The organism is Acetobacter vaccinii, from assembly GCF_008365315.1.
GTDB lineage: Bacteria > Pseudomonadota > Alphaproteobacteria > Acetobacterales > Acetobacteraceae > Acetobacter > Acetobacter vaccinii.
Map to the genome: position 1 here is coordinate 2,034,778 of NZ_CP043506.1, position 19,641 is coordinate 2,054,418.

The window sequence follows — 19,641 nt, forward strand, 5'->3', positions numbered from 1 at the left end:
AAGGGTGAGGGGGCTGCTCAGGCAGTCCCCTTTTGCCTCCGCACTATCACGATCATTGCAATAATCAGCCCGCACGGCACAAGCGATACCGCCAGCCATGCCGGGGTTACATTTGTCTGCCCCAGCAGCAGGCAGATGCGTGTGGCAACATGGGCGGCATAGCCCCATGCTAGGATTGTCGCGGCGACCAGCCCATCGGGCGCATAGGGCAACCGAATACCGCATAGGATACAGGCCAGCGCCGCCATGATGGTGGGCAGAATGAGGGTCGAATACAGCATGGCCAGTCGGGTACGATAGTGTGCTGCGTCATACCCTTCGCCATCATGATGGGCCAGTTTGCGAAGGGTCTGGAGTGTCAGATACTGCACATCCACCCCATAGACACTCAGCCAGAGTGGATAAATGCTCAAGGTCACTGTCATTTCCCCAGCGGGGAAAGGCAGGAGCATATCTGTCTGCTTCTGCCCGTTTTTCCAGACCAGAGGCGCATCAAGCCGCCAGCGGGATGAGTGGGGAATGGGCGTTGCCACCGGTGCCTTGATGATCTCATCCATCAAAAAGCGGGGGTCAAAGCGGAAAACCGTTATATCCCGCAACGTCATGGGAGGCTCGTAGGCGATATGGGCTGAGACAAGCCCTTCTGGCGTATCAATCCAGACAAGGTCGCTGATCCGGTTCCGGTCAAGGCGCAGGGCGTCCCGGCCAAGTCCTTCGTGAATCTGCTCGCGCATGCTGGCGGGGCTGAGCAGGCCATCAAGTGTAAAGGTGACTGGCCCGGCCAGCAGCCCGAGCAGAATGGCCGGGCACAGGCTTTTCAGTGGCGAGCGGCCGGTGTTGGCGACCAGCAGCCGTTCCCCGTTGCGGGTGTGGGTGATTTCAACCATCCACACCGCCAGAAATGTTGCAAAGGGCAGCAGCGGGGCCAGCAGATGGGGCGAGCGCAGAAGGCAGAAAACAACCAGATTGCGGAGGGCATTGCCTGATTTTGCGGCGATGACGGTATCAATCTGCGGCCACAGGTCGATGGTCAGGGCAATGGACAGCAGGACAGACACAATCATCAACAGGCCGCGCAGGTAGGCGGCCAGCATAAAGCGCGTATAGACCCCAAAGGGTGCCAGACAGCATGACAGTCGCGGGGCAGTCCCAGACGCAGGTGTGTCGAGGAGGGGGGGCTGGGACATGGCTTTCTCTCAGGCCCGGTAAAGCTGGGGCAAAAGCAGGCGGCTGTTACTGCGGGTCAGCCCCGCCAGCAGCAGTGCGGCCAACAGGCCGGTCAGAACCAGCAGAACGCCCAGTTCCACCATCAGCCCCAGGTGCACGACCAGGCGCAGCAGCCATTGGGTGGCCACATTGCAGGCCAGCAGCGCCATGCAACAGATGGGCAAAGCCAGTGTGCGGTTACGCGGGCTTGTCTGGCCAATAGCTACCAGAGCCATCAGCGGGGCCAGCAGGCACAGTAACGCACGGGACAGACGTTCCCCCACAAGGCGAACAGCGGTTTCTTTGGTGGTTGTTTTCTGTATGGGCAGCAGCAGTTCGGGCAATGTCAGTTCGGTGCCGCTGGAATGTCGGGGCGGAAAGGGCAGAATATCATCAAGGCTGATGAGCTTGCGTGCGGTTTCAGCATACAAGGCGTCTTCATCAGCATTGCCCGATGCAGGTGGCTGAGGGGTGCAGCACGGGGCATCAGACTGGGTCTGTTTTCCCGAACTGGTGACAAAGATACGTGATGTCATGCGGCTGAGGCTGACCCCGAGCAGTTTTTGCGGGGCCGAGCCAATGGCGTGCATGCCATGAGCCTGAATGACCCGGAAATGCGTGCTGTCGATGGGTTCGTACAGAAAAATAGCCTGTCGGCTGTCAGCCTCGGCCTGATCCGTGCTGGCCTTGGGCTGTTTGGGAATAAACAGCACCCGGGTACCAGACTGGAACAACTGGCTTTGGGGCGAGGGTGTAGTCAGGTGATGGTAGGCCGCGTGGAACAGCACCACCCGCTGGGCATACAGGGCAAGCGGGTTGATAAAGCCCGATGCCAGCAGTGAGACACTCAGCCCCAGGGCGGCAATCATGGCCGGTGGCCGCAGGAAGGCGGAGGGGGACAACCCGCAGGCACTAAGCACAAGCAACTCGCGGTTTTCGCGCATGTCCAGCACGGTTCGGTATACTGCCACGGTAATGGCTAGCGGCAGGCCAAAGTCCAGAATCTGGGGGGCGGTCAGCAGGAACACCATTAGCGTGTCCCACAAGGACGCATGGTTGCGAATGGCATCGCGGAAGATCATGGGAAACCGCTCGGCCAGAAAAATGGCCTCAACCATTGCCAGTGCCGCGGCAGCCTGAAGAATAACAGGACGGATGAACTGGTTGACATACAGCAGGTCCAGCCATGTCATGGTGCGCTTGATCATGCCGCGCCAAGGTGCCGGGCTGGTCGGAGGGGCTACGGCTGTGTCTGGTGCTGTCACAGGACAACTCCCCGTCCAAGGTAGGCGCGCTGTACGTCTTCGTTATTCACCAGTTCTGCGGGGGTGCCCTGGGCCAGTATGCCCCCAGCCTCCACCACATAGGCGCGGTCCACCAGGCGCAGCATGTCCACAGCACTATGGTCCGTAATCAGGACCGACATGCCCGTTGCGGCCAACTGGCGCAGGAGGGCGGCGACGGTGCCCACATTGAGCGGGTCCACCCCGGCAAAGGGTTCATCAAACAGGGCGACAACCGGGGCGCAGGCAACGCAGACTGCAATTTCACACCGGCGGCGCTGCCCGCCAGACAGCATGCCCGTGCGTTTGTCACGCACACTGGCAAGGTCAAACTGCGCCAGAAGCTCATCAATCCTGGCTTTACGGCTTGCGCGCGAGAGGGGGCGTGTTTCCATGACCAGGGCCAGCGTTGCCTGCACGGTCAGCGTGCGCGGCAGAAACGAGGCCTGAGGCAGGTAAGCTAGCCCATGCAGGGCGCGCCGGTGGAAGGGCATGTGGGTGACATCTACACCATTGAGCGTCACCTTGCCCGAATTGGGGTGCAGGATACCTGTCAGCAGCTTGAAGGTGGTGGATTTACCCGCCCCGTTGGGGCCAAGCAGGCCCACAATCTCACCTTGACCGACCCTGAGGCTGATGTTTTCGACAATGCGTTTGCTGCCGATGGATTTTACAAGCTTCTCGGCTGTCAGCATGAGGGGCGTGACCGTGTGCGGCGATGGGCCTGAAGCAGGTCTGCATAGGCCAGCCCATAGGTGTGGCACATGGTGTCGATCCGGCAGGAGCGCTCTACAAAGGTACGGGCCTGTGCGCCAAGCACACGCGCCAGAGCAGGTGATTGGCTGGCTTCGCGCATGGCGGCTACAAGCCCGCTCTGGCTTTGCGGCGGCACAAGCCAGCCGGTAACCCGGTTCTGCACGATTTCAGGCACACCCCCACCCGCAAAAGCAATGACCGGCCTGCCCGATGCCAGGGCCTCCAGCACGGACAGGCCCAAAGGCTCCTCGCGCGAGGAGTTGATGGACACATGCCCCATGGCCAGCACGCTCCGCGGGTCGGGGCAATACCCCAGAAAGCGCACGCGCTCGGCAATGCCTAACCGTTTGACTCTGGCTTCCAGCGCGGCGCGCTGGCTGCCGTCCCCGGCAATGACAAGGTGGCAGTCTGGCAGGTGGGCCATGGCTTCCACCACACGGTCCACCTGCTTCCAGGGCTCCAGACGGCAGGCAATACTGAAGGTGAAAGGCTGGTCCGGCGGGAAAGGTGCTGGGGTAAAGTGACGTTCATTCACCCCGTTACGGGCTACGCGCAGCTTGGTTGCAGCAGTGCTGTCCCACTGGGCGACAAACCGGCGGACGTAGTCGCTGACACACACCACCATATCGGTCTGGCGCAGGGCTTTGCGGCGGAACAGCCCGCAGGTGGGGTCGGTGTAATGGTGCAGCCCGTGCTCTGTCCGCAGGACCGGCAGGCCACAGAGCCGTGCGGCCCGAACCCCCAGAATGTGGGAGGCATAGGTGTGGACATGCACAAGGTCAGCCTGCTCGTCCCGCAGGGCCTGCGCCAGCCAGGCGACATCACGCGGGCCAAAGGTGCGCCACAGATAGGCCAACGGGTGCAGGGGGGAATGGCCACGGTCATACAGGCGCACCCCCGTGTCGCGAATAAGGGCGCGCAGCTTGGGGTTGGGGGTCATCAACGCCACGGCATGGCTGGCGCGTGTCTGCTCCGGGCGGCTGGTGATGTCGAGCAGGAGTTTTTCCGCCCCACCGATATCTCCCGCAACAACCACATGCATGACCCGTGGAGCTGGCTGGTCTGTGGGGCGGCCGCTTGCGGCTGTCATCTTTTGGCCAGTCTGAGCAGTTCCGTCTGAAGCATGAGAGCGTGGGACCGCGCCTCAAAATCCTTCTCAATCCGTTTGCGGCCTGCAAGCCCATGGGCGGCCCGGAGGGTAGGGGTGCGGAAATACTGGATACAGGCATCTGCCATGCCTGCAATATCAGGCGGCAGGCCGGTAAACAGGCGACCATCCACGCCATCTGTAATCATTTCCCCAATGCCGCCGACATTAAAGGCCACAACCGGCTTGGCCAGAGCCATTGCCTCCATGACCGCGCGGGGCAGGGGGTCTGGGTACACGCTGGGCACCAGCACAACGTCAAACTCTGTCAGATAGGGCATGACATCAGCCCTGAACCCGATGAAGTGCACGCAATGCTCCAGCTCCAGAGAGCGGACCAGTTCACGGCATTCTTCCAGGTGGTCTTCTGGCATGTCCTGCGGGGTGTCGCCCAGCACGACAAAATGGCAGCGCTGGCGTTCTTCGGGCCGCAACTGGTCCATCATCCGGCGGGCGACCTGAATAAGCTCAATAAACCCTTTGCGGCGGATCACCCGGCCATGCGCGCCAAAAATAATGGCGTCCTTGGCCAGCCCCAGTTCCTTGCGCAGCAGCGGGGGGCGGGCCATGGCGTCAAATTCTTCCAGGTCCAGTGCGTCGTGGCAGACGCGGGTTTTGTCCTGACAATGACCAAACTGGCCTGACACCGCAGCCGAGACACAGAAGATGGCCGCCACACCCGGACTTGCCGCCAGTTTGCGGTGCAGGGCACGGATGGGGGCAGGCACGCGGGGGTAGAAGACGTGCCAGACAGCAGGCACCCCGGTTGCCCAGGCGACAATGCCGCCGATCAGTGTCGCGGCTGTGCCGTTGCAGAAGATAAGGCTGTATTTTTCCTTCCGTACCCGGCGGATCAGCCGCATCAGCCCGCTGGTGGCGCGCAGGGTGTTGCATGTGCCGCGGAAAAGCCGCAGCGGGGCCGGGGCGTTAAAGTCCTGCCGGGTCATGCCGCGCTGCCAGGGCTGGAGAATGTTTTCAATCAGCGCAGGCTCAATCACCAGTTCGTCCGCTGCGTGGTGGCGGATGATGTCCTGGCTGACAATGTCTTCCCTGGGGAGCAGGACTGTCCTGTGGATCTTCTTCGGGTCCAGGAATTTCAGCAGGCAGACCAGTGTCTTGCCCGGCCCACCATTGCGGGAGGTGTCGTTGATGAACAGGAACCGGGCAGGTTGGGTCGGTTCGGCAGAGCTGGTGGGTTCAGACATAAGAGTTTGTATATCCCGACTTCACACGTCACGACCGTGATGCCCGCCACACAGGCAGAGAGAAGAAAAAAGAACGGCGCACATAGCCGCAGAAATAGCGTCACAGGCGCAAGGCGGCAAGCAGGCAGACACAAACAGCCTGCCAACCGCCCTAACCCGGCCGTGACCCGCCCCGGTATGGGGCGGGCTGGATGGTTGCCCCTGTCAGGGGGTTTCCGCCGGGGGCTGAATTTTCATTCTGGCGACAAGGTAGGGTGGTTTGCGCATATCCTGCCCGTTATGGAACTGCGGCAGGCGTGTCCATTGCCCCAGCACAACATAGACATAGTCATGGTCGGCAAAAATACCATCAGGCCAGACAAAGCGTGGATCTGCGGCAATCAGGTCAAAACTGCCATCGGTGTTGCGCCGGAACACGGCATCGTGGTCGGCAGCGGTGGTATATATCCGGCCCCAGGGGTCTGTTGCCAGCCCATCGGCAGCGCCTTTTTCGCCCTCATCGCGCACAAGGCGGGCCAGGTCTTCCGAACTGAGAGAGAAATCGGCCAGAGCGTGTGTGGGCAGGCTGTAAAGGCGGCGGCTGGCCAGTGGCGCGTAGTAAACCCGCTGAGAGTCCGCCGAGAGCGTAATGCCATCGGCCCCGCTGGCAGGGAAGGCTGCTTTATGGGGTGGGTCGTAAGTGAGGACGCGGCCGTCCAGCACAGTCTGATAACCGGGCACGGGCAGGACGGAGGGGGTGCCCTCCAGCACTCTGCGCTGCTTGCCGGTTGCCAGATCAACCACGACCAGCGCGGGGTGCCCGTCAAAGGAACTGTCGGTGATATACGCTGTGCCCTTTGCGCCATGGGTCAGGTCCACCCGCAGGTCGTTCATATGGCTGCCGGGCAGCAGGGCAGCCTGGAGGGGCACGCTGGCAATAATGCTGCCGTCAGCGGGGTTGATGCCAACAACCTTGGCCCCACCGGGTGGAATCGGATGGCCTTTGACCTTGCCATCATCAATCAGCCACAGCATGCCGTTGCTGTCGGTTGTCAGCCCATGGGGCGAAATCAGGCGTTGTGAGGGCGGGCCGGAGTCCGAGGCGGCATAGGCCTGGGACGGGAAGGGAACAAGCCTGCCGTTCTTCCACTCTCCAAACGTAGGGCCGGTATGGTCACCATCATGTTTGGGAAATGTCAGGAACAGCCGGTTGTTCACAACGGCAATGCCCGAGGGCGTGGGACCGGGAATACGCGCGACAATATCCACGGCCCCCTGTGCGCCAAAGGCGGGGTCGGTGTTGTTTGTAATGGTGGGCGGGGCTGCCTGTGCGGGGAATGCACAGGCCAGACCCAGTATGGCTCCATAAAGCCGCATTGCGCCCCTCATGCGGGCAGGAACGGGGCGATGAGGGAAAGGTCGGCGGGTGAGAGCCTGTCTGCCGCCGTATCGCACTGGTGCCAGTATGGGTATAGCAAAGGGGGGCGGCTTGCTTCTTCCAGCCGGAGGCTATCTTCGGCAGTCAGTTTCAGTGTCGCGGCTTTCAGGTTGTCAGCCAATTGCGCATCAGTCCGTGCCCCGATGACAAGGCTTGCCACCCCAGGGCGTTGCAGCAGCCACGCCAGAGCCACCTGCGCCGCTGTTGCGGTGGGGTAGTGGGTTGCAACGTCCAGCAGGACTTCCACAATGTCATAAAGCGCATTGATGTCGCGTACCGGCGGTTCGTTCCACTGGGCGGCTACGCGGGTGCCTTCGGGTTCGGGCTTGCCCCGGCGATATTTGCCAGACAGCAGCCCTCCAGCCAGAGGCGACCAGATCACGGCATCCACGCCCTGATCCTGCGCAATGGGCAGCAGTTCGTATTCAGCCTCACGCGCTTGCAGGGTGTAGTGTATCTGCTGGCCTACGGGGCGCACCAGTCCTTCACGCTCGGCGGCGGATAGCATTTTCATGATATGCCAGCCAGAGTAGTTGGACACTCCAACATAACCAATCTTGCCTGCCCGGCGCAGGTCATCCAGAGCAGCCAGTGTTTCCTCAACAGGGGTCAGGCCATCCCACTCGTGGCACCAGTAGAGGGTGATATGGTCTGTTTTCAGCCGCTTCAGACTGTCTTCGCAGGCTCTGATAATATGGTGGCGGGATAGCCCCCGGTCATTGGGCCCTTTGGCGCCAGTGGCAAAACGTACCTTGCTGGCCAGCATCACACGGTTGCGGCGGCTGCTGTCCAGAGCTTCTCCGATAATCTGTTCGGACAGCCCGTCGGAGTAGATGTCGGCGGTATCAAGCATGTTCACGCCTGCATCCAGGCACATGTCGATCTGGCGTTGAGCGCCTTTGATATCGAGTGCCCCTGTCTTGGCGAACTCTCCTTTGCCACCAAAGGTCATGGTGCCGAGCATGAGGGTTGAAACCTTGAGGCCGGAACGGCCCAGAAGGCGGTATTCCATCATTCTTCTCCCGGAATATGGCATGGATGGCGTCTGTCAGACTGCCGCAGTCGGCCTTAACATGGCGCTTGCAGCCCAGGTTCGCAATGTTGGGCGCAGGGCGGGTTGTTAAACTCTTTGCGCTATTAGGGGGGTATGCAGTGAGGGGGTATCGCGCGGTCTGATCAGGCAAAATGAGTGTATAGCTGCGGGTGGTCGCCTGTGTTACAGAGGTTGCTGCGCTTGGCAGCGCATTGAAACAAGGTGGCCCCTATGTCGGGTGGCCTACCAAATAGAACACCCGACCCTCTAGGTCTCAAGGGTGAATGGCGACGGCTGTTCATCCGGGGAATAGGTAGGGCGTGAGTTTCATCCTTGTTTCACACGCTGCCAATCGCCCGACGCCAGGAGGCTCGGAGGCGAAGCTATGCCCTTGGCAGGGCTATGAAACGAGGCTGAAACACCATGATAATTAAAAGATTTTTTAAAAAACGATTAGCCGCGATCCCTGCGGTCGACAAAAAGGAATACATGCCTATTTTCGGTAGGTGATATGGTCCGTGTTCGCACCGGTTGGCCCCGGAATTACGATCTTGATTATATCGGCGTGATAGAATGCATCAAAGCAGATATCGGACCGGAGGATGCTGGACTGCCCCCATCGGAGGTCCATCGTTATGGCATCAGGTTGCCTTATGCTGGGATATATTATTTCAGCGCCAGGGAAATCGAAAAATATAAGATTTGATCGTATGTTTTTTGGGTCATAAGGGCGCGGGATTCATCACGTGCAAGTATTTGCGGGGCTGGCTTTCATGCATAGCCCCGCCTTGCACGCGCTGAAAAATACTTTCGCAAAGATGAATTTTCGCAAGAGCCCTCCGGTTTTTTGAGGGCGATTTATGCCGGGTCTGCGGCTGTGTCGCAGAGCAGCAAAACACAGTTCTCCTCCGCCATGATGACACAGTAGGGGGTGCCATCCAGACATGCGCCATCACCCGCCTCCAGGCGTGTTGTGTCTATGGTGGCTGAGCCTGAAACGACGACCAGATACAGGGCACGGCCCTGCACGGTCTGGTAGGCTGCACCTTCTCCTTTGCGGATGGCGGCGTGCAGCAGGCGGCTTCTGGAGCGCAGGACAACTGGCGCACCATCGGTGATAGCCTCCGTCTGTTCGGGCTCATCCTCAGGAAAGCCGGAGGCGAGAATACGAAAACCACCGTCTTCCAGTTCCGCAAAGGCGGGTCGGCTTTCCTGTGCCATGCTGCCACCCTGTGTGTCTGCCAGTATCCAGAACTGGAGAAAGGCAGCCCCCTGGGGGCCAGCCTGCCAGCGCAGGTCGGGGCAGCCCTGTGCGGTCATGACAGCGTGCAGCCCGCCTGTGGCAATGCGTTCAGGGGTGGTGTCTGCACAGTGTGTGTCCAGCGTGCCTTGGAGAACCCACGTCAGAATGTCCACATCATGCTCGGGCCCAATGTCGTAGGTGGCATTGGCAGCCAGTTGCCCGGTGTTGACAACGCGCAGCCGCCCATCATGCACGCTGCCTGCCCCTTGGTAGGACCCAAACGGAAAATGGCAGCGCAGGCTGAGTGTTGCTGTATCAACCTGCCCGAGGGAGGCTGCGCGGCGGCGTGTGATCATGCGGGGGCCAGTCTGTTAGGTGTGGGTGGCAGCAGGGCTGAGGGGCTTGGCCGTAGCGGGATAAAGAGTTTCCCATCCCCCACCCAATGCCCTGTAAAGATGGGTGACTGCGCGCGATACGTCGGCCGTGGCCTCAACCAGTTGCGCCTGTGATGCCAGCAGAACATTTTGCAAGGTCAGAACATTCAGAAAGTCCGATGCTCCGGCGGTGTACTGGCTGCGGGCTGTCTGCACGGCAATCTCATTCTCATGCACGGCATCCTGCAGGCGGTCACGCTCCTTCTGTGCGGCGGCAAGGTCGGCCATGGCATTGTCCACCTCCTGCCAGGCTGTCAGCACTGTGCGGCGCAGCATGATGGCGGCTTCTTTCTGCTGGGCCTTGCGCAGGTGCAACTGGCCGCTCAGGCGGCCCCCTTCAAAAATAGGCAGCGTCGCAGTCGGGCCAAAACCATACTGGCGTGATGCCCATGATCCAAGGCCACTGAACTGCAGGGCCTGAATATCCAGGCTGCCTGACAGCGTAACCCGTGGGAAAAAGTCGGCAACCGCTACGCCAATACTGGCGGTCGCGGCGTGCAGGCGTTCCTCCGCCATGCGGATGTCGGGCCGACGTTCTGCCAGTTGCGAGGGCAGGCCAATCGGCAGGCTGGCGGGCGCTGGCGGTATGGGGGCTGGTTTGCCCAGCAGGGCATTCAGGCTGCCCGGTTCCCGCGCGACCAGAAAGCTGAGGGCATTCAGCCGGTGTACTTCCTGCGTTTCCAGCGGTGGGCGACGGGCTTCAAACCCATGAAACTGGCCTGTTGCCTCGGAAACATCCAGCCGCGTGGCAGCCCCTTGCTGGTAGCGCAGGGTTGTCAGTCGCACACTCTCTTTCGCAGTCTGGATGTTGTGGTCCAGAATGGCCAACTGGGCCTGAGTGTCGCGCAGGTCTATGTAATCCTGTGCAGTTTCCGCCATGAGCGAGACCAGAATATCACGCCGCATGTCCTCGGTGGCGTGCATGGCGGCTGTTGCGGCCTCCACCTGTCGGCGTACATGCCCCCACAGATCAACCTCCCACGAGGCATTCATGCCGTATTGCGGCAGGTCGAAGGACGGGTTGCCAACGCTGCCCGGCAGCCCTGTCGGGCCAAACCCCTGGGTGCCACTGGCAATGGTGCCCGCCTGTTCGCGCTCCATGGTGCCGAGCAGGCCCAGAATACCGTTCGTGCTGGCCCGCTCCCGCGCGTAGGAGGCATTGGCCTGCATGTGCGGCAGTTGCGCGGCACTGGCAATCCGCCGCTCTGCCGTGCTTTCCGCCAGCCTGAGTGAGGCCGCCTGAAGGTCCAGATTGGCTGCGGCGACGTCCTGCTCCAACGCGCTGAGCACGGGGTCATGGAACAGTTGCCACCATTGCGGGTTGGCGGTCGCCTGTGTGGGCTGGCTTTGCGCGGGTTGCAGGCTCTGGTGCCACTGGCTGGGGGCATGGGTGTCGGGCGTGTGGTAGTTCGGCCCTACCGTGCAGGCGCTCAGCCCCGTCAGGCAGGCAAGAAGGGGGGCCAGTTTCTGGCGGGTCAGGGGGTTAGTGCCAGACATAGCGCACATCATCCGCATGAGGGCCGGTGGGGTGGGAGGCAGTATCGATACTGGCTTCGACAGACATGCCAACCCGGACTTTGGAGGCCAGAGGCTGGCCGGGGTCAAAGGTCAGCTTGACGGGAATACGCTGGACCACCTTGGTAAAATTGCCTGTGGCGTTGTCGGGCTGGATGGGGGCAAAAGCCACTCCCGTGGCCGGGGCAAGGGAGTCCACATGGGCCTTGAGCGGCTGGCCGGGGAAGGTATCCACCCAGACAGTCGCACTCTGGCCTGTCTGCACATGGGTCAACTGGGTTTCCTGGAAATTGGCCAGCACATAGGCGGCCTGTGTGGGCACAATGGCCAGAATACCCGTGCCGGGGTGCACATAAGCCCCCACACGCACCCCGCGCTCGCCTACAATCCCATCAACAGGGGCGGGGATGGTGCAGTAGGACAGGTTGAGCTCCGCCTGCCGTGTTTCCCCCTGGGCTTGCAGCAGAGCACCCTGTGCCCGTGCCAACTGTGCCTTGAGCACATCGACCTGCCGGGTTGTGGCCTCAACAGCCGCCTTGTCGCGGGCGATGCTGGCTTCGCTCTCTTTTTCATGGGTTTCGGCGGACTGTTTCTGCTCAACCGTGCCTGCACCACCCACCGATAGGGTGCGGTAGCGCGCCATGTTCTGCCGGGCAAAAACCAGTCGGGCCTGATCGGCTGCAAGGGCCGCCTGCGCCTGGGCGATCACGGAAGCCTGGCGGGTTATTTCGGCTTGCAGGTTCCAGACATCGCCCTGGGCGGCTGCCAGACGGCCTTTGGCAATATCGAGTGCGGCGCGGTAGTCGTCGTCCTCAATATGGGCCAGTTCCTGACCGGCTTTGACGGCCTCGTTGTCTTCTGCCAGCACACGGTCTATTCGGCCCGCAACCTTGGGGGCAACGGTCGTAAAATCGGCGGTGACGTAGGCATCGTTGGTGGACTGGTCAACACCATTGCCCAGAATGAGGTGGCTGCCATTCCAGGCCACAACTGCCAGCACAGCGGCAGCCACACCAGCGTAGAGAAGGGGTTTCTTGTAAATCATACCTGTAGTCCGAAAAGGTCAGGGGGCAGGGGCCACAGCCGAGGGCGGGCGGGGAGGATAGACACGACGGGGCAGGATGAGGTTGAGCGCCGCATAGCCAAGGCATGCCCAGATCAGGAGGAAGTAGATATCCGCCAGACTCAGCACGAGGGACTGTTCGTGAACGTAGGTGTGGAACACTTCCAGACTGTTATGCGCGACCCGCCCACTGTCGGGGGAAATACCGGACAACTGCTGTGTAATGGGGTTGCCCAGTCCTTGCAGGGCTTGGGCCTGCGTTCCGTGGTGGTCCAGCAGCATGGTGGAGTGGTACTGCTCGCGCCGCCGGGTCAGGACGGAAAACAGCGCAAAGGCGACGGCATTGGCCAACCCTTTGAGCATGTTGACCATGCCCGAAATAAACGGGCCGTCAGCCGGGCCAAGGGCGAGTGTGGCTAGCATGAGTGTCGGGATGACGGTCATGGGCTGGCCGAAGACCTGCAAAATTTGCAGCGGGTAGAAGTTGTCGCGCACCCAGTCCGGCGTCAGCCACGTGCCCAGCCATGATGCCGCACCCAGGCAGAGCATGCCGCCTGCCAGAATATAGCGGCAGTCCACTCTGGCACTGTTGCAGATGGCGGCAATCAGCGGCAGCATGAGCAACTGCGGCAGTGCGACAACGAGCGAGACAGGGGCTGTCTGCAACGGGCGATAGCCGCGTATTTCCTCCAGATAGGTGGCGGGCAGTTCCGACAGCAGGCCGCATATGGCCAAAATACCGACCAGTGAGAGTAGGGAGGCCTGGATATTGCGCGAGCGCCAGTACTGCACCTTAAAATACGGGCTGGGGTGATAGGCTTCGTTAATCACGAAGACAGCAAAAGCAGCCCCACCCCACAGTGCCAGATGGGTGATAACGGGTGAGCGAAACCAGTCCAGCCTGTCGCCCTGATACAGCACGATCACCAGGGAGCAGATGGCAGGCAGTCCGACAACAAGCCCGAACCAGTTGAATTTTTCAAAACGCTCAAAGTGCATGGGGTCGCGCGGCAGGCCATAGGCCATCATGGCAATGGCCGCAGCCGCCAGGGGCACAATTTCCCAATACAGCCAGTGCCAGCCCAGGTTTTCAAACCAGAAGGCTTCCAGCGGCAGGCCGAGGTTGGGGCCAAAGGTGGCTGTCATGGCATAGCCCGCAATGCCAAAAACACGAATTTCTGGCGGCAGGTATTTCAACATCACCGTCATGAGTACAGGGGGCAGGCAGCCTGCCGACAGCCCCTGGAAGGCACGCAGGATGCACAGTGATGTGACATCAGGCATGAACGGGGCGGGAATGGCCAGCAGCGCGAGTGCCGCAGTCATGAAGATGGAAAAACGATAGATGGAAAAGGTCATGTAAAACCATGGCGTAAAGGCCATGGCGGCAATATTGAAGGCCTCGTAAATGGTAATGACCCACGTGCCCTCATCGTGCCCGATATGCATGGCCCCCCGGATGTCGGTCAGCCCGATTTCCGTCACGTGTTCGTTAAAACCCGCGATGAGTACAGCCAGCAACATGCCCAGACAGCCAATGACAGTCCGCAGCCCGAAAGGGGGAATGTAGGAAGGCATGGGGGGCGGGGCATGCACCACGGGTGCTGGCCCCGCGGGTGCCGCCGCCTGCGCTGGCGTCCCCTGCCGTGCGTGTGTTTCCATAATCATGGGGCGCATTAGGGGGTGGAATACAAAACGCGAAAACCGTCGTTTGAGTTAAGTCAGGCTTCCACTTTCCGGAAGTATTCTGGCTGGCCTGTATCCAAACAGAAATGTTATGCAGGACAGATGCGAGGATACGACCTGGACCTGCTGCGCTTTCTTCAGGTGTTGATTGAAGAGGAAAGCGTTTCAGCCGCAGCACGGCGGATGCACATTAGCGAACCGGCGATGAGCCGCCATCTGGCAAAATTGCGCACCGTGTTTGCAGACCCCATTCTGGTGCAGTCGGGCAGGCGGCTGATTGCCTCGTCCTTCGCGCTGGGTATTCTTGCGCGTGTGCAGGAGGTGGTGCATGCGGCCGATGGGCTGATAGAAACCCACGTGCTGGCCGACCTGCGCAATATGTCGCCCAAGTTTACAATTCGCGCCAACGATCTGGTCATTGCAGCTTTTGGCCTGCCGTTGCTGAATGCCCTGCAACAGGATTGCCCGAATTGTGAACTGGTCTTTGCGCCTGAGGTGGATGACGCAGCCAGTGATGCCCTGCGTGATGACACCATCGACCTGTATGTCGGGGCGACCGATATGCTCAAACCCGAAATCCGGCGGCAAACCATTTTCCATGACCGGATGTACGGGTTGGTGCGCAAGGACCATCCCATTTTTGCTCTTGGGATCACGCCCGAGGCATTGGTGCAGTATGAGTATGTCAGCGTCTCCCGCAGGGGGCGGGCGCGGGGGCCGATTGATGTGGCCTTGCGTGATAACTATGGCCTGACCCGGCGTGTTGCCCTTGTGGTGCCCAATTATCACGCCCTGATTGGCAGCCTGGCGGGGACAGACCTTATTCTGCCACTGCCCAGGCTGGTGCTGGACCGCATCGCGCTGGAGGACAGGGGGCTGGCGGTGTTTGAATTTCCCTTTGCCCTGCCACACATCCGGGCGTTTCAGGCATGGCACCCACGCTGGAATAATGACCCCGTGCACCGCTGGCTGCGTGAAACACTTTTCCGTGTTGCCCGGCAGGTCAGCGGGGTTATGCCCTGAGCGGTGCTGGCGGGTATCAGCCGCGTTTTTTCTGGCGCAGGACATCGACCGAAATAGCAGCGGCCTCCAGAATATGGTCGCGCGTCAAACGGGCGCACAGGTCGGCATCGCGGTTGCGGCAGGCTTCCAGAATAGCCCTGTGTTCACGGTCAGTAATGTCCTTGCGGCCTTCGATCACCAGATGGCTGCGGATGTAACGGTCAAGCCGGACGTGCAGATCCTTGATCATTTCCGACAGGCGGGGGCGGCGGGCGGCGTCATAAATCGTGTTGTGGAACGCCCGGTTCAACGCGCCTGACCGTACGGATGTGGCCGCCCCTTCCACAAAGGCCTCATAGGCGTCTTCCACCTTGGCCAGGTCTACTCTGGTCATGTTGCGTACGCCCTCGGCTGCGGCCTGCTCCTCCAGCAAGGCGCGGATGTGGGAGTATTCCAGAATATCATCCTCGTTCATACTGCTGACCATGGCGCCACGGTTGGGCAGGCTGTCCACAAAGCCTTCGGCCTCCAACCGCTTGAGCGCCTCCCGCACGGGAATGATGCTGACACCAAAACCCGTTGCCAGTTCCGACTGTGGCAGGCCCTGACCTTCATGCAGCACATCGGCCATAATGGCGTCGCGCAGGGCGGCGCAAATGGTATCGGCGGCGGTACCGTGGCCGATTGTTCCTGCGGAGGTGAAGAGTCTGCTTGGCAGCATGGCCGAAAAATTCCTGTCAGTAAGGCATGTGCCTGTCGGGCATCTGCTCTCTTATGATTGTTACATCGGGGCCGATATGCAACCCGCTGATTGGAATGAAGTTGCAATGAATGGCATGGCAGGGGTGCAGGGCGCTACCGGGGAGGCGGCAGGCCGGGAGGATGAATAATATATTATATTGCACATTATATATTCATGTGACATGAGAACCTGGTCATTGTCACATCAAAACCAGTTGGTCAGCCGTACCGGCTGTCCTGGCTCATCGGAACGCAGATCTCATGTCAACGTGCATGTCCAATCCCGATTTCGCCGCCCGTCCGGCGCTCCGCAAGGCTGTGGTCGAGGCGTTTCGTCGCCCGGAGGCCGCCTGTGTCGCGGCCCTGACCCCGGCCGCCACCCTTGCTGAAGGGGAGGAGCGCCAGGCCGTGGCCATCGCAACCCGCCTGGCCGAAGGCCTGCGCGCGCGGCGCAGCCCCGGCATGGTGGAAACGCTTGTGCAGGAATTTTCGCTCTCCTCAGCGGAGGGCGTAGCCCTGATGTGCCTGGCCGAGGCCCTGCTGCGTATTCCCGACGTTGCTACGCGCGATGCCCTGATCCAGGACAAGATTGGTGAGAGCGATTGGCTCGCCCATGTCTCGCGCGGGCGGCCGCTGTTTTCCAACGCCGCAGCCTGGGGCCTGGCGCTGACAGGGCGCATTGTGGCCGAGCATGATGAAAGCAAGCTTTCGGGCGCGCTCATGCACTTTATCGAGCGCAGTTCCATGCCGGTCATCCGCAAGGCAGTCGATGCCGCCATGCGCCTGATGGGCGAGCAGTTTGTGCTGGGGCAGACCATTGAGCAGGCCCGGCGCAATAGCGAAAAGCTGGAGGCCGAAGGCTTCAGCTACTCCTACGACATGCTGGGTGAGGCCGCTTTTACCGCGGAAGATGCCGAGCGTTACCGTCAGGACTATATCCGCGCGGTTCATGCCATTGGCCGCACCGCCAAAGGGGCCAATGTTTACGAACGGCCTGGCATTTCCATCAAGCTGTCAGCCCTGCACCCCCGCTATGTCCGCGCTCAGCGCGAGCGCGTTATGGCCGAACTGCTGCCCGTCGTGCAGGAACTGACTCTGCTGGCCCGTGGCTATGACATCGGCATCAACATCGACGCCGAGGAAACAGAACGGCTCGACCTTTCGCTCGACCTGCTGGAAGCCCTGTGCACGACGCCGGGCCTGGAAGGGTGGAACGGGATCGGTTTTGTGGTGCAGGCTTATGGCAAGCGTGCGCCCTATGCGCTTGATTTCATTATTGATCTGGCACGTCGCAGCAGCCGGCGCATCATGGTGCGGCTGGTCAAAGGGGCGTATTGGGACAGCGAGATCAAGAAAGCGCAGGTTGAGGGCATGACGGATTTCCCCGTCTATACCCGCAAATGCCATACCGACATCAGCTACATTGCCTGTGCCCGTAAACTGCTGGGCGCGCGCGATGTTATCTTCCCCCAGTTTGCTACCCATAACGCCCGTACGCTGGCCAGTGTGTACGCCATGGCGGGGGATGATTTTTCGGTCGGGTCTTACGAGTTCCAGTGCCTGCACGGCATGGGGGAACCCCTGTACCGTCAGGTCGTAGGGGCGCGGAACATGAACCGCCCGGCCCGTATTTACGCCCCGGTGGGGACCCACAAGACACTGCTGGCGTATCTGGTGCGCCGCCTGCTGGAAAACGGGGCTAACTCCTCCTTCGTCAACCAGATCGGGGATGGTTCCGTTGCGCTGCACTCCCTGATTGCTGATCCTATTGAAACCGCGCGTGGCTACACGCCTTATGGTGCGCCCCATTCCGAAATCAGCCGCCCGGCGGACCTGTTTGCTCCCCAGCGTGTCAACTCCGCAGGGCTGGATCTGGCGGACGACAAAGTGCTGTCTGCCTTGCAGGCGGGTATTGCAGCAGCCCCCACGCAGTGGGTGGCAGGCCCGATTGTGGGTGGCTCACTGGTAGAAGGGGAGGCTAAGCCTGTCACCAATCCGGCGGACCGTCGTGATCAGGTTGGCAGCGTTGTCTGGGCCACGCCCGATGTGGTGCGTAAGGCGGCGGATAACGCTGTGGCGGCCCTGCCGCAGTGGAGCGGTCTGGTACCGGCGGAACGGGCAGCCTGCCTGTCTCGTGCGGCTGACCTGCTGGAAGAGCGGTATTTTGAACTGATGGCGCTGCTGGGGCGTGAAGCTGGCAAGTCTCTGCCCAACGCTGTGGCGGAAGTGCGCGAGGCCGTTGATTTCCTGCGGTATTACGGCGCGCAGATCAGCGAGGATTTTGACAACGCCACCCATAAGCCCCTTGGTGTTGTGGCCTGTATCAGCCCCTGGAACTTCCCTCTGGCAATTTTCCTGGGGCAGGTCTCTGCGGCTCTTGCCGCAGGCAACGTTGTGCTAGCCAAACCGGCGGAAGAAACACCGCTGGTGGCAGCCCTTGCTGTTGGTATTCTGCACGAAGCGGGTGTGCCTGCCGGTGCGGTGCAACTGCTGACAGGTGAAGGCGATGTGGGGGCCGCCATTGTAGGCGATGCCCGCGTGATGGGGGTTATGTTCACGGGGTCTACCGCCGTGGCGCAGATCATCAATCGCCAGTTGGAAACTCGCCGCACCGCGACGGGCCAGCCGGTGCCGTTTGTGGCTGAGACCGGCGGTCAGAACGCCATGATCGTGGACTCCACGGCGTTGGCGGAACAGGTGGTGGCCGATGTTCTGGCCTCAGCCTTTGACAGTGCGGGCCAGCGTTGCTCCGCCCTGCGCGTTCTGTGTGTGCAGGAAGACTGCGCCGAGCATGTTCTGACCATGCTGCGCGGCGCCATGCGCGAGTTGCGGATAGGCAACCCGGCAGAACTGTCGTGCGATGTCGGGCCGGTTATTTCCGCCGAGGCCGCAGAGGGTATTCAGGCGCATGTGGCGGCATTCCGCAAACGTGGGGCCCCCGTGACAGCACTGCCTCTGCCAGACTCCAGTGCTCACGGCAGCTTTGTGCCGCCCACACTGATTGAAGTTGCGAACATCCGCGAGATCGGGCCTGAAGTGTTTGGCCCTGTGCTGCATGTGGTGCGTTACAAGCGTGACAGGCTTGAGGCACTGGTGGCCGAGATCAACGCCACAGGCTACGGGCTGACCTTTGGCCTGCACACCCGGCTGGACTCTGTTGTGAAGTCGGTGCTCTCGCAGGTCGAGGCCGGTAATCTTTACGTTAACCGTAACACGATCGGGGCCGTTGTTGGTGTGCAGCCCTTTGGTGGGCGTGGTCTGTCGGGCACTGGCCCCAAGGCTGGTGGGCCGCTGATTCTGCGCCGTCTGCTGTCGCAGGTGCCACCGCTGGTCGATGCTGGCGGCAGCATGGCTCCAGCCTTGCAGGTCTGGTCAGACTGGTTGCTGGGCCGGGGAGAAGGCAAGGCTGCGGCGACGGCACGGGCCTGCGCCAAGGCATCGTTGTTCGGGGTAGAGCGTGTGCTGCCCGGGCCGGTAGGCGAGCGGAACCTGTACCGCGTCGGCCACCGTGGCGCTGTGCTGTGCGTGCCTACGACACAGGCTGGTCTGTATGATCAGGTCTCGCTGGCTCTGTCGGGTGGCAATACGGCACTGCTGCTGGCTGATAGCTCCTTGCTGGACTGGGTGAGCACTCTGCCGGAGGTTCTACGCTCTGCCGTGCGGGTTGTGCCCAACGCGACTACGCAGGCTGTGTCCATCCTGCTGGGTGAGGAGGATAACGATACATTCCGCACCGTCCGTCAGGTTCTGGCAGCAGGGACAGGGGCTATTGTGTCGGCCTATCTGACCGGGCAGGAACTGCCACCGGCAGAAAGCGTGCTGGAGGAGCAGTCCCGCAGCATCAACACCACTGCCGCAGGGGGCAATGCCAGCCTGATGACACTGGGCTGAGACCTGCAAGGCCCGGCTA

15 protein-coding genes are annotated in these 19,641 nt (G+C 61.2%); 3 read left to right on the forward strand and 12 right to left on the reverse strand.

Annotation, left to right across the window (positions count from 1 at the left end; all coding sequences use genetic code 11):
* Positions 1 to 17: 17 nt before the first annotated feature.
* From FLP30_RS09225 to FLP30_RS09275, 11 genes are all read right to left on the reverse strand, one after another.
* Positions 18 to 1,187 carry an LptF/LptG family permease gene (locus FLP30_RS09225; protein WP_149279568.1) on the reverse strand — a complete coding sequence of 390 codons (1,170 nt, stop codon included), beginning with the start codon at positions 1,185 to 1,187 and terminating at the stop codon, positions 18 to 20.
* A 9-nt stretch (positions 1,188 to 1,196) separates the two neighbouring features.
* A complete protein-coding gene (locus tag FLP30_RS09230; protein ID WP_149279569.1) occupies positions 1,197 to 2,471 on the reverse strand; it encodes an LptF/LptG family permease in 1,275 nt (424 codons plus the stop codon).
* Positions 2,468 to 3,184, reverse strand: coding sequence for an LPS export ABC transporter ATP-binding protein (gene lptB, locus FLP30_RS09235; protein ID WP_149279570.1), 717 nt, complete (start codon positions 3,182 to 3,184; stop codon positions 2,468 to 2,470). The genes FLP30_RS09230 and lptB overlap by 4 nt, the downstream gene beginning before the upstream one ends.
* On the reverse strand, positions 3,178 to 4,335 hold the full coding sequence (locus FLP30_RS09240; protein WP_149279571.1) for a glycosyltransferase family 4 protein: 1,158 nt from the start codon (positions 4,333 to 4,335) through the stop codon (positions 3,178 to 3,180). Before FLP30_RS09240 ends, lptB begins: the two co-directional genes overlap by 7 nt.
* Positions 4,332 to 5,597 (reverse strand): glycosyltransferase, encoded by a 1,266-nt coding sequence (locus FLP30_RS09245; protein ID WP_149279572.1) that lies wholly within the window; start codon positions 5,595 to 5,597, stop codon positions 4,332 to 4,334. Before FLP30_RS09245 ends, FLP30_RS09240 begins: the two co-directional genes overlap by 4 nt.
* Before the next feature lie 204 nt (positions 5,598 to 5,801).
* Entirely contained in the window at positions 5,802 to 6,953 is a 1,152-nt protein-coding gene (locus FLP30_RS09250; protein ID WP_246856485.1) for a major royal jelly family protein, read from the reverse strand.
* Between the two features lie 8 nt (positions 6,954 to 6,961).
* Positions 6,962 to 8,026 (reverse strand): aldo/keto reductase, encoded by a 1,065-nt coding sequence (locus tag FLP30_RS09255; protein WP_149280314.1) that lies wholly within the window; start codon positions 8,024 to 8,026, stop codon positions 6,962 to 6,964.
* A gap of 879 nt (positions 8,027 to 8,905) precedes the next feature.
* Entirely contained in the window at positions 8,906 to 9,646 is a 741-nt protein-coding gene (locus FLP30_RS09260) for a pirin family protein (RefSeq protein WP_149279574.1), read from the reverse strand.
* 15 nt (positions 9,647 to 9,661) lie between these two features.
* On the reverse strand, positions 9,662 to 11,221 hold the full coding sequence (locus FLP30_RS09265) for an efflux transporter outer membrane subunit (protein WP_149279575.1): 1,560 nt from the start codon (positions 11,219 to 11,221) through the stop codon (positions 9,662 to 9,664).
* Positions 11,208 to 12,284: an HlyD family secretion protein gene (locus FLP30_RS09270; protein WP_149279576.1), complete on the reverse strand. Its 1,077-nt coding sequence runs from the start codon at positions 12,282 to 12,284 to the stop codon at positions 11,208 to 11,210. The genes FLP30_RS09265 and FLP30_RS09270 overlap by 14 nt, the downstream gene beginning before the upstream one ends.
* A gap of 18 nt (positions 12,285 to 12,302) precedes the next feature.
* Positions 12,303 to 13,964 carry an MFS transporter gene (locus tag FLP30_RS09275; RefSeq protein WP_149279577.1) on the reverse strand — a complete coding sequence of 554 codons (1,662 nt, stop codon included), beginning with the start codon at positions 13,962 to 13,964 and terminating at the stop codon, positions 12,303 to 12,305.
* A gap of 126 nt (positions 13,965 to 14,090) precedes the next feature.
* On the opposite strand from FLP30_RS09275, the gene FLP30_RS09280 reads away from it, so the two are divergent.
* The gene (locus tag FLP30_RS09280; RefSeq protein ID WP_149279578.1) at positions 14,091 to 15,011 is read left to right on the forward strand and encodes a LysR family transcriptional regulator; all 921 of its coding nucleotides are present in this window, start codon (positions 14,091 to 14,093) and stop codon (positions 15,009 to 15,011) included.
* 16 nt (positions 15,012 to 15,027) lie between these two features.
* Here FLP30_RS09280 and FLP30_RS09285 read toward each other — a convergent pair whose 3' ends face one another.
* Complete coding sequence (locus FLP30_RS09285) at positions 15,028 to 15,711, reverse strand: GntR family transcriptional regulator (protein ID WP_149279579.1); 684 nt, start codon at positions 15,709 to 15,711, stop codon at positions 15,028 to 15,030.
* Between FLP30_RS09285 and FLP30_RS14105 the strand changes: the two genes are divergently transcribed.
* Both FLP30_RS14105 and putA read left to right on the forward strand, forming a co-directional pair.
* The gene (locus FLP30_RS14105) at positions 15,710 to 15,880 is read left to right on the forward strand and encodes a hypothetical protein (protein WP_168200080.1); all 171 of its coding nucleotides are present in this window, start codon (positions 15,710 to 15,712) and stop codon (positions 15,878 to 15,880) included. The two genes, FLP30_RS09285 and FLP30_RS14105, sit on opposite strands and share 2 nt — an antisense overlap.
* Before the next feature lie 124 nt (positions 15,881 to 16,004).
* Positions 16,005 to 19,622, forward strand: coding sequence for a bifunctional proline dehydrogenase/L-glutamate gamma-semialdehyde dehydrogenase PutA (putA, locus tag FLP30_RS09290; protein ID WP_149279580.1), 3,618 nt, complete (start codon positions 16,005 to 16,007; stop codon positions 19,620 to 19,622).
* Positions 19,623 to 19,641 lie beyond the last annotated feature (19 nt).

What these genes read in the sequence shown, in the direction of transcription:
- FLP30_RS09225 (WP_149279568.1), bottom strand. Translation starts at nt 1,187, where the DNA reads ATGTCCCAGCCCCCCCTCCTCGACACACCTGCGTCTGGGACTGCCCCG.
- lptB (WP_149279570.1), bottom strand. Translation starts at nt 3,184, where the DNA reads ATGCTGACAGCCGAGAAGCTTGTAAAATCCATCGGCAGCAAACGCATT.
- FLP30_RS09240 (WP_149279571.1), bottom strand. Translation starts at nt 4,335, where the DNA reads ATGACAGCCGCAAGCGGCCGCCCCACAGACCAGCCAGCTCCACGGGTC.
- FLP30_RS09245 (WP_149279572.1), bottom strand. Translation starts at nt 5,597, where the DNA reads ATGTCTGAACCCACCAGCTCTGCCGAACCGACCCAACCTGCCCGGTTC.
- FLP30_RS09250 (WP_246856485.1), bottom strand. Translation starts at nt 6,953, where the DNA reads ATGCGGCTTTATGGAGCCATACTGGGTCTGGCCTGTGCATTCCCCGCA.
- FLP30_RS09255 (WP_149280314.1), bottom strand. Translation starts at nt 8,026, where the DNA reads ATGGAATACCGCCTTCTGGGCCGTTCCGGCCTCAAGGTTTCAACCCTC.
- FLP30_RS09260 (WP_149279574.1), bottom strand. Translation starts at nt 9,646, where the DNA reads ATGATCACACGCCGCCGCGCAGCCTCCCTCGGGCAGGTTGATACAGCA.
- FLP30_RS09265 (WP_149279575.1), bottom strand. Translation starts at nt 11,221, where the DNA reads ATGTCTGGCACTAACCCCCTGACCCGCCAGAAACTGGCCCCCCTTCTT.
- FLP30_RS09270 (WP_149279576.1), bottom strand. Translation starts at nt 12,284, where the DNA reads ATGATTTACAAGAAACCCCTTCTCTACGCTGGTGTGGCTGCCGCTGTG.
- FLP30_RS09275 (WP_149279577.1), bottom strand. Translation starts at nt 13,964, where the DNA reads ATGGAAACACACGCACGGCAGGGGACGCCAGCGCAGGCGGCGGCACCC.
- FLP30_RS09280 (WP_149279578.1), top strand. Translation starts at nt 14,091, where the DNA reads ATGCGAGGATACGACCTGGACCTGCTGCGCTTTCTTCAGGTGTTGATT.
- FLP30_RS14105 (WP_168200080.1), top strand. Translation starts at nt 15,710, where the DNA reads ATGGCCGAAAAATTCCTGTCAGTAAGGCATGTGCCTGTCGGGCATCTG.
- FLP30_RS09285 (WP_149279579.1), bottom strand. Translation starts at nt 15,711, where the DNA reads ATGCTGCCAAGCAGACTCTTCACCTCCGCAGGAACAATCGGCCACGGT.
- putA (WP_149279580.1), top strand. Translation starts at nt 16,005, where the DNA reads ATGTCCAATCCCGATTTCGCCGCCCGTCCGGCGCTCCGCAAGGCTGTG.